This window comes from Streptomyces capoamus (assembly GCF_014654935.1).
GTDB lineage: Bacteria > Actinomycetota > Actinomycetes > Streptomycetales > Streptomycetaceae > Streptomyces > Streptomyces capoamus.
In genome coordinates, this window is the sequence record NZ_BNBF01000009.1 from 246349 (window position 1) to 255794 (window position 9446).

The window sequence follows — 9446 nt, forward strand, 5'->3', positions numbered from 1 at the left end:
TCCGCCCGGACCATCCAGCGCCTCGACGGCCTGCCCCTCGACACCGAGCTCACCCCGGCGGGGCAAGCGCTGAGCACCGGCATCCCGGCGTTCTTCGCCGACCGGGACGAGATGCGGCGCCTCTACCCCGAGGCCCCGCGGATCAGCGGCGCCCACGCCTGGGCCTTCCTGCCGCTGATCGTCTCCGGCCGGCCGGTCGGCTGCTGCATCCTGTCGTACGACCACCCCCACCGGTTCCCGGCCGAGGAACGGGCCGTCATGACCTCGCTCGCCGGCCTGATCGCCCAGGCCCTCGACCGCGCCCGGCTGTACGACACCAAGCACGAACTCGCCCGCGGTCTGCAGCAGGCGCTGCTCCCGCGCACCCTGCCCGAGGTCGCCGGCCTGGCGGTCGCCGCCCGGTACATGCCGGCCACCCGCGGCATGGACATCGGCGGCGACTTCTACGACCTCATCCGCCTCGGCGACACCGCCGCCGCGGCCGTCATCGGCGACGTACAGGGCCACAACGTGGCCGCCGCCGCTCTCATGGGCCAGGTCCGCACCGCGGTCCGCGCGCGCACGACACTCGAAGCGCCTCCGGACCGGGTCCTCGCCGAAACGAACCGGCTCCTCGCCGACTTCGGCCCCGACCTGTTCACCAGCTGCCTCTACGCGCGCCTGGACTTCACCCGCCGGACCATGACCCTGGCCAGCGCGGGCCACCCGCCGCCACTGCTGCGCCTGCCCGGCGGCGACACCCGGCCCGTCGTCGTCCCGCCCGGGCCGCTCCTCGGCATCGTCCCCGACGCCGTGTTCCCGGTGACCGAGATCGCGCTCGTCCCCGGGATGATCCTCGCCTTCTACACCGACGGCCTCATCGAGCGTCCCGGAGCCGACCTGGACGACTGCATCACCGACCTCGCCCGGCACCTCGCACGCGCCGACGCCCGGAACCTGGACCTTCTCATCGACGACCTCGTGAACGAAGCGGGGACGACCGGGCAGCGCGCGGACGACGTCGCCCTGCTCCTGCTGCAGCACCGGCCCGGCTGACCGACGGCTGCGGCGGCGGTACCGGTGTGATCTTCATACGGGGCGTGCGTGCTAGCCTGCCACGTCGCGATCGCATGCGTACGGGGAGGCACGGTGGGGGCGGACCGCGTACGGCGCTGCCGGCGGCGCCGCGTCGCAGGGCTGCCCGCGCTCGCCGCGGCCGCGCTGCTCGCTCCGGCCACGGGCTGCGGCCCGGGCACCGGCGAACCGGCCGACGGCCCCACGAGCACCGCACACCGCCCGACGAGCCACCGGGTGGACGACACCGGCATCACGGCCCGGCCGGGGGAGCGGTTCACGCTCACCGTCCACCAGAACGCCTCCACCCGCGAGTACTGGTACCTGGTCGGCCCCCGGCCCGACAGCTCCGTGCTGGTCAGCCGCGGCCGGGACTACGCGTCCGACTCCGGCGACGAGCCGGTGGACGGTGCCGGCGGCCGGCTCACCTTCACCTTCGAGGCCGTGGGCAAGGGCACCACCCGGTTCACGCTGCTGCACTGCACGTTCACCACCTGCCAGGGCAACACCTCCACCGTGCCCCCCGGGCCCACCGGGCCGTCCCTTTCCCCCTCCCCCTCCCGGACCACGGCCTCCCCGGCTCCCGAGCGGATCACCTACACCGTCACCGTCGGCTGAGCGACGAGGTGCGACACCCGGGGCCCGGCCATGTCCCGGCCCGCCCCGCCACGGTCTGCTCGGCGGACGCGGTGCCCGCCCCGTGCTACGGCGCGATGGGCGGGTGCGGGGAGCGCAGGACGAGCAGGGTGATCTCGCTGGGGGCGAAGACGCGGAACGGCGGGCCCCAGAAGCCGGTGCCGCGGCTGGTGTACAGGACGGTGCGCGCGCCGTGGTGGCTGAGGCCGGCGACAGCGGGCTGGTCGAGCCGGACGAGGTGGTGGAAGGGCCAGATCTGGCCACCGTGGGTGTGGCCGGAGAGCTGGAGGTCGATCCCGGCGGCTGCCGCCCGGCCGACGAACTTCGGCTGGTGCGCCAGGAGCAGGACGGGCAGCTCGGGGTCGGCACCGTCCAGGGCTCCGGCGAGGTGGGCGCGGTGGCCCGCCAGGCCGGAGGACTCGGCGGTGACGTCGTCCACGCCGGCGACGACGAGGGTGTCGCCGCCGCGTTCGAGGAGCAGGTGGCGGTTGCGCAGCGGCTCCCAGCCCAGCTCGTCCATCAGATCGACCCAGCCCTGGGCCTCGCTGTAGTACTCGTGGTTGCCGGTGACGTACACGCGGGCCCGGGTGGCCCGCACGGTACCGAGCGGGGCAGCTTGGGCGCGGCGGCGTTCGGCCGTGCCGTCCGCGATGTCGCCGGTGTGGCAGACCAGGTCGGCCTCCAGGGTGTTCACCGTCTCGCACACCCGTGCCGACCAGCGGGCGCGATCGAGGGGGCCGTAATGGGTGTCGGTGATGAGGACCACCCGCAGCCCGTCCAACCCGGGACCCAGCCGCGGGAGTCGCACGTCGAGCCGGCGCACGCGCGGCACCCGGCGGGCTTCGACGTACCCCCAGCCGAGCAGCACCGCGGTCGTGCCGAGGACGGCCCAGGTGACGATGCGGGCCCGGTCCTCGCCCCCGCCGACGCCGGCCACGGTCAGGGCGAGCCGCAGCAGGACGCCGAGCAGCACGGACCAGGTGAACAGGACCCAGCTGGCCCCCAGCAGGGTGTCACCGACGATCGCCGCCCGGTCCTGCTGGCGCCGGCCGTGGCCGCGCACCATCGCCAGCGGCATGCCGGCGAGGCCGAGGACGGACAGGGCGGTGCCGCCGAGCGTGACGGGCAGCGGCCAGTGCTGACCGGTGTGGAGGAGCACCCAGCAGGGCACGGCCCACAGCAGGACGGGGGCGACCAGGGGGAGGAAGCGCATCAGGCGGTACAGTCCGCTGGGCCGCGGCGCGCGCGCCTCACCGTCCGCGGGCCGGGTGCTGCTGGTGTCGGTCACGCTTCCCTCCCTGACCGGGCTGCCGTCCCGCGCACTGTATCCGGTCACCCCCGCACCGGCCGGACCGGCGTTCGAAGCAGCGGCCCCTCGGCGGGGAGCCCGCCGGGCCTGCCGTACGTCGGCCGGCCGGGGCCGACCCACAACTGGCCCTGCACTCACCGGCGTTCACGTCGGGTTTGCGATCGTGGGAAGGCGGCGGGAGCATTTTCCTAGGGCGCGACGGCCGGTCCCGGCCTCGGTGCCGGCGCCATCGGACGAGACGCGCGGCCCGACGCCGGGACGCCCCCGGCCGGGCGTCGGGCGACATGCGAGAACCGCCTCACCGCTCCCGGACCGTGTCCCTGGCCGCCGTGGGGCGGGAGGCGGAGCGGAAGGAGTCTTCCCATGCGGATCGTCGTGGACCTGAACCGGTGTCAGGGCTACGCGCAATGCGTGTATCTGGCGCACGAGGTCTTCAGGCTGAACGGTCAGGAGGCCCTCACCTACGAGCCGAACCCTGACGACGAGCGGCGCCTGCAGGTCGAGCGGGCCGCCGCGGCGTGCCCGGTGCAGGCGATCGCGCTCGACCGTGTGGACGGCACGGAGCGGGGCGAGGCGTCATGACGTTGCGGGCGACGGTCGCGGAGCTGGTGCGCGAGTTCCGGGCCAGCGGCCGCATCGTCATCGTGGGCGCCTCTCTGGCCGGGCTGCGGGCCGCGGAGACCTTGCGCGAGGAGGGCTTCACCGGCTCCCTGACCATCATCGGGGACGAGCCGTACGAGCCGTACGACCGTCCGCCGCTGTCCAAGCAGGTGCTCAAGGGCTGGGTGCCGGCCGATCACACGAAGCTGCCCCGTATGCGGGACGTGGACGCGGACTGGCGGCTCGGCGTGGCCGCCGTCGGGCTGGACCGGGCCACCAAGCAGGTGCGCCTGGCGAACGGCGAGCAGGTCCCGTACGACCGGTTGCTGATCGCCACGGGCACCCGCGCGCGGCAGTGGCCCAACCCGGACGAGGCCGCCCTGCAAGGGGTCCACACGATCCGTTCGCGCGACGATGCCGCGCAGCTGCAGAAGGAGCTGGCCGAGCCGCCGTCGCGGGTCGTGGTCATCGGCGCCGGGTTCATCGGCTCGGAAGTGGCCTCGGTCTGCCGGGAGCTCGACCTCCCGGTGACCGTCGTCGAGCGGGGTTCGGCGCCGCTGGTCGGCGCGCTCGGCGGGGTGATCGGGGAGATCGCCGCGCAGCTGCAGCGCGACCACGGAGTGGACCTGCGCTGCGGGCTGGGCGTGTCGTCGCTGGAGGGCGACTCCGGCGGACACGTGCGGCGTGCGCACCTGTCGGACGGATCCGCTGTCGACGCCGATGTGGTGGTGGCCTCGCTGGGGTCGATCCGCAACGTGGAGTGGCTGGAGGGCTCCGGGCTGGCGGCCGGTTTCTGGGGTGTCGGGTGCGACGCCGGGGGACGGGCCTTCGACATCAACGGCGTGGTCACCGACAGCGTCTTTGTGGCCGGGGACGTGGCGCGCGCTCCGCACGTGCTGTACGAGTACCAGTTCCTCGCGATGGAGCACTGGGACAACGCCGTTCTCGGCGCCCAGGCCGCGGCCCACAACATGGTGAACCTCGAACCCCACTATCGGCCGCACCTGCTGCTGCCCGGCTTCTGGTCCGGTCAGTTCGGCGTGAACATCAAGTCCGTCGGCGTGCCGCCCTTCGGCGACGAGATCGTCTTCACCCAAGGGTCCGTCGAGGAACGCCACTTCGCCGCCGCCTACGGTCGCCGGGGCCGCATCGTCGCCGCCGTCGCCTTCGACCACGGCAAGTGGCTGGAGTACTACGGCAGGCTCATCGAGCGGTCCGGTCCGTTCCCGCCGCCGCCTCCGGGCTGGGACCACCCGCCCGACACGAAGCCCGTGCCGGCCGAGTTCCCGGACCCCAGGGTTCCGACGGCCGTCCCCGACGTCGTCCTGACCGGCCACGCCCCGAGCGAGCGCACGGCCGCATTCCGGCCCCGGCGCCACTGACCCGGTCCGCCGGCCGGGCGAGTGAGCGGACAGCCCCGACAGGAAGAAGGAGGGGAGCCTCGTGGCCGAGGAAACCCCCTGGCAGCAGGCCCTGCGCTCCGCCAACCGCGCCAACCCGTACCCCTTCTACGAGGAACTGCGCAAGACACCGGTGGCGCGCCAGCCCGACGGAACCTACGTCGTCAGCACCTACCGGGAGATCGTCACGCTGCTGCACGACCCCCGCGTCAGTTCGGACCCGAGGAAGTGTGCCGCCCTGGCCGCGACCCGTACCGAGAACCCGGAGCAGCCGGCGGCCGAACCGATCCGGGAGGCGCTGACCGAGCCGAACATCATCACCTGTGATCCCCCCGAGCACGACCGGGACCGCCGCGCGATGATGCCGCACTTCGCCGGCCCGGCCGATGCCCCGCACCTGATCTCCGACCTGGAACCCGACATCCGCCGCCTCGTGGACGGCCTGCTGGACGACATGCGCGGCAAGACCCGGATCGACGCCGTCGACGACTTCGCCTACCCCCTGCCGGTGACGGTGATCTGCAAGGTCCTCGGCGTGCCGCTGGAGGACGAGCCACGCTTCCACCACTGGATCGAAACGGCCCTGGACGCCCTGGACTTCGGCCCCGAGGCCGCCTCCGAGGAGATCCAGAGCCGGCTGGCCGGAGGCAGGCAGGCCGTGCAGGACTTCGGACGGTTCGCGGCCGACCTGCTCGACCGGTACGCCGGCCGGCCCGGCCCGGGCATGCTCTCCGCCCTGGTCAACGAGGACGGCACGGAGGGACGGATGTCCAAGGGCGTGCTCGTGAGCAACGCCCTGCTCCTGATCTTCGCCGGGCATGAGACCACGGTCAACCTGATCGCCCACAGCGTGCTCACCCTGCTGCGGCACCCCGACGCGCTGGAGGAGCTGCGCCGCCGCCCCGAGCTGATCGTGCCCGCCGTGGAGGAACTGCTGCGCTTCGAGTCGTCGGTGCAGTTCTGGCACACCCGCTCCGCCCTGGAGGACATCGACATCGCGGGCACCACCATCCCGAAGGGGGCGCCGATCTTCCTGGTGTACGGCTCGGCGAACCGCGACCCGCAACGGTTCACCGACCCCGACACACTCGACTTCGAACGCCCCGACAACCAGCACCTCGGCTTCAGCCAGGGCATCCACTTCTGCTTCGGCGCCCCGCTCGCGCGCCTCGAGGTCCAGGTGGCGGTCGCCGAGTTCGTCCGCCGGGTGGAGAACCCCCGGCTCGTCGAGGACCCGCCGCCGTACCGGCACAACCAGATCTTCCGCGGACCGCGGCACGTCCTGGTCGACATCGACGGCATCCGCGACTGACCCGGTGCGCGCGAGGGATCGTACGGGCGGGCGCAGATGCGGGCCGTCCGGGAGGGCGCCGGACGGGGGCGGAGCGCTCGGAGCCCGGCGCCCCCCGATGTGAGACTGGCTGGGAAGGGGTGATCCCCGTGCCGGACCCGGCGCACGCGACCGCCGGCCCCGCCCCCGGCGTCGACGAGAACCTGCTGGAACAGCTGATCGCCGAGGCGCAGACGGCGCTGCCGGTGGACCTGCCCGCCCTGGCCGACCGGTGCGCGTCGGCCCTCGGTATGGGTGCCGCGCTGGTCTACCTCGCCGACCTGCAGCAACGGATCCTCGTCCCCCTCGATGAAGCCCTGGAAGCGCTGCCGGTGGAGGGCTCGTCGGCGGGCTGGGCGTACCGGACGGTCTCCCCGCGGGTGGTCGACGCCGCGGACGACCTGATCGTCTGGATGCCGCTGGTCGACGGCGCGGAACGGCTGGGCGTGCTGGGCGTGCGCACCGCCTCGCTCGACGGACAGCTGATGCGCCGCAGCCGGATGCTGGCCCACCTGTTCGCCATGCTGCTCACCTCCAAGCGCGCCTACAGCGACTGGCTGGCCGCCCGTACCCGCAGCGCACCCATGCGGTTGCCCGCCGAGATGCTGCGTGCCTTCCTGCCGCCGCGCACCATCGGCAGCACCAGGTGCGTCTCCACCGCGGTCCTGGAACCGGCGTACGACATCGCGGGCGACGCCTTCGACCACTCGGTGGTGAAGAACCTCCTGCACACCATGATCCTCGACGGCATGGGGCACGATCTGATCGCCGGACTGACCACGTCGGTGGCCATGGCGGCGGCGCGGAACGCCCGCCGCGGCGGCGGCGACCTGGCCGACGTCGTCGGCTCCGTCGACCAGGCGCTCGCCCAGTGGCTGCCCGACCACTTCTGCACCGGTGTGCTGTGCCGGCTCGACGCGGAGACCGGGGTACTGCGCTGGGTGAACTGCGGTCACCCCCCGCCGCTGCTGATCCGTGACGAGCGGGTGCTCGCCGGGGCACTGGACAGCCCCCCGCAGCCGCCGATCGGTCTCGCCGGACCGCTCGCCCCGGAAGCCCGGCGGGTCCACGGGACGAAGCTGGAACCGGGCGACTGCGTCCTGCTGTACACCGACGGTGTGGTCGAGGCCCGGGACGCCGACGGCGCGGAGTTCGGCCTCGACCGGTTCACCGACTTCATCATCCGCTCGAACGCCGCCGGCCAGCGCCCGGCCGAGGTACTGCGGCTGCTCATCCACGCCGTCCTCGAATACCAGCGCAACGAGCTGCGCGACGACGCGACGATCCTGCTCTTCGAATGGCGCCCGCAGCACCAGTGAGAGAGTGACCGGCCGCGGGATCCGGGTACGCGGAGAGGCAGATCCGGCCACGGCGGCGGGAGAGATGAGGTTCTCATGCGTACCGTCCTCGGCAGCCGTCCGCCCGCCGCCAGGCGCGACAGCCCGTTGCGGGGCCGGGTCGCCGTGGTGACGGGTGCGGCGCGCGGTGTCGGCGAGGCCCTGGTGCGTCGCCTGGCCGCGGACGGCATGCGGATCGCCCTGGTCGGCCGTGAGGAGTCGGCGCTGGCCCAGGTGGCGGCGTCACTGCCCACCACGACCGTCTGCGTCGAGGCGGACGTGGCCGATCAGGCGGCCCTCGACCGGGCTGTGCGGCAGATCGAGGAGCGTCTCGGAGCGGCAAGCGTCGTGGTGGCCAACGCCGGCATCGCCGTCGGCGGGCCCTTCACCCGCACCGGGGCCGAGCTGTGGCGACGCGTCGTCGACGTCAACCTGATCGGGGCGGCGAACACCGCCAGGGCCTTCCTGCCCCAACTCAAGCGGACCGGAGGTTACTTCCTCCAGATCGCCTCGACCGCCGCGTTCGGCTCCGCACCCATGATGAGCGCGTACTGTGCGTCCAAGGCCGGCGCGGAGTCCTTCGCCCTGGCGCTGCGCGGTGAGGTCGCCCCCGAGGGAATCGCGGTCGGCATCGCCTACCTGCACTGGACCGGCACTGACATGATCGCCGCACTGGACGAGCACCCGGTGCTGAGAGCCCTCCGCCGACACCAGCCGTCGTTCGCGCGGCAGGTCCACAGTCCGGCGCAGGTGGCCGACTGGCTCGCCACGGGCATCACGTACCGTGCCCGGAACATCTATGCGCCCCCGTGGCTCCGCTGGTGCCAGCCGCTGCGGCCCCTCTTCCCGTTCGTGGTCGGCCGCATCGCCCGACGCGAACTGCGGGAGGGATCGACCGACGAACTCGGCACCGACGTGGAGGTGCTCGGCGCGGGCGGCCGTGCCGACTGGACGTCGGTCAACCCCGGGACCTGATCCTTGACCCGAGCCCACGCCGGGGCCCCGTCGGCCGTAGGTCACCCGTACGCCCCGCGTACCCGGCGCGTCCGACGGGCGGGCGGCACCATAGAGGTCCAGAGGGGTACCGGACGGGACGAGGGGAGCTGGACACATGCACGACCTCGCCTGCAACCAGCTCGACCGCCAGTGGACGGCGTGGACGGCGGACACCGGCACCGGCACCCGGCCGAACCGGGTCTCCGACCCCGTCACCCCGGCCGAGCGGTACGACCCCTACGGCCCTCGCGTACGCCGGTGACCGACGTGCACTGGCTGTTCGGCGACCAGCTGGGCCCGCACTTCCTCACCCCCGGCGGCGACGGAGCACCCGCCCGCGACGCGCCGGTCGTGATGATCGAGGCCCGCTCGGTGTTCCGCCGGCGCCGCTTCCACCGGGCCAAGGCCCACCTGGTGCTCTCCGCGATGCGCCACCGGGCCGGCGAACTCGGCGACCGCGTCCGTTACGTCCACGCCGAGACGTACCGCGAGGGCCTGAGCGAGGCGATCGGTGACGCACCCGTGACCGTGCACCACCCCACCTCCAGGGCCGCCCTGCGCCTGGTGCGCGCCCTGGACCAGGTACGCGTCCTGCCCGCCCGCGGGTTCCTGGTCCCGCACGACGCCTTCCGCGCCTGGGCCGGCGCGCACGAGACCGGACGGCTGCGCCAGGAGGACTTCTACCGCTGGGTGCGCCGCGAACTGGACCTTCTCATGGACGGCGACACCCCGGCCGGCGGACGCTGGAACCACGACCACGACAACCGCGAGCCCCCGCCCCGGGG

9 protein-coding genes and 1 pseudogene are annotated in these 9446 nt (G+C 73.5%); 9 read left to right on the top strand and 1 reads right to left on the bottom strand.

From position 1 onward, the window contains the following. Nucleotides 1–1035: PP2C family protein-serine/threonine phosphatase (locus IE312_RS40475; protein WP_229899932.1), on the top strand; the 1035-nt coding region annotated here is incomplete at its 5' end. A 93-nt stretch (nt 1036–1128) separates the two neighbouring features. Further along, nucleotides 1129–1671 (top strand): protease inhibitor I42 family protein, encoded by a 543-nt coding sequence (locus IE312_RS17060; RefSeq protein ID WP_229899934.1) that lies wholly within the window; start codon nt 1129–1131, stop codon nt 1669–1671. Between the two features lie 85 nt (nt 1672–1756). Here the strand turns inward: IE312_RS17060 and IE312_RS17065 are convergent, their stop codons facing one another. Next, nucleotides 1757–2977: a metallophosphoesterase gene (locus IE312_RS17065; RefSeq protein WP_189982641.1), complete on the bottom strand. Its 1221-nt coding sequence runs from the start codon at nt 2975–2977 to the stop codon at nt 1757–1759. A 384-nt stretch (nt 2978–3361) separates the two neighbouring features. Between IE312_RS17065 and IE312_RS17070 the strand changes: the two genes are divergently transcribed. The 7 genes and pseudogenes from IE312_RS17070 to IE312_RS40480 form a co-directional block, all read left to right on the top strand. After that, the gene (locus IE312_RS17070) at nt 3362–3580 is read left to right on the top strand and encodes a ferredoxin (protein WP_189982642.1); all 219 of its coding nucleotides are present in this window, start codon (nt 3362–3364) and stop codon (nt 3578–3580) included. Beyond that, a complete protein-coding gene (locus IE312_RS17075) occupies nt 3577–4980 on the top strand; it encodes an NAD(P)/FAD-dependent oxidoreductase (protein ID WP_189982645.1) in 1404 nt (467 codons plus the stop codon). Before IE312_RS17070 ends, IE312_RS17075 begins: the two co-directional genes overlap by 4 nt. Before the next feature lie 61 nt (nt 4981–5041). Continuing rightward, a complete protein-coding gene (locus IE312_RS17080; protein WP_189982647.1) occupies nt 5042–6310 on the top strand; it encodes a cytochrome P450 in 1269 nt (422 codons plus the stop codon). A 119-nt stretch (nt 6311–6429) separates the two neighbouring features. Continuing rightward, nucleotides 6430–7647, top strand: a complete 1218-nt coding sequence (locus tag IE312_RS17085) for a PP2C family protein-serine/threonine phosphatase (protein ID WP_189982649.1) — start codon at nt 6430–6432, stop codon at nt 7645–7647. A gap of 75 nt (nt 7648–7722) precedes the next feature. Continuing rightward, on the top strand, nt 7723–8640 hold the full coding sequence (locus tag IE312_RS17090; RefSeq protein WP_189982650.1) for an SDR family oxidoreductase: 918 nt from the start codon (nt 7723–7725) through the stop codon (nt 8638–8640). Between the two features lie 136 nt (nt 8641–8776). Continuing rightward, on the top strand, nt 8777–8923 hold the full coding sequence (locus IE312_RS17095; RefSeq protein WP_189982653.1) for a hypothetical protein: 147 nt from the start codon (nt 8777–8779) through the stop codon (nt 8921–8923). Then, nucleotides 8920–9446, top strand: a pseudogene (locus IE312_RS40480) (cryptochrome/photolyase family protein); the annotation flags it as partial. The gene IE312_RS17095 and the pseudogene IE312_RS40480, both read left to right, overlap by 4 nt.

Excerpts from the sequence above, each read along its gene's own strand:
- IE312_RS17070 (WP_189982642.1), top strand. The coding sequence starts at position 3,362 with ATGCGGATCGTCGTGGACCTGAACCGGTGTCAGGGCTACGCGCAATGC.
- IE312_RS17075 (WP_189982645.1), top strand. The coding sequence starts at position 3,577 with ATGACGTTGCGGGCGACGGTCGCGGAGCTGGTGCGCGAGTTCCGGGCC.
- IE312_RS17090 (WP_189982650.1), top strand. The coding sequence starts at position 7,723 with ATGCGTACCGTCCTCGGCAGCCGTCCGCCCGCCGCCAGGCGCGACAGC.
- IE312_RS17095 (WP_189982653.1), top strand. The coding sequence starts at position 8,777 with ATGCACGACCTCGCCTGCAACCAGCTCGACCGCCAGTGGACGGCGTGG.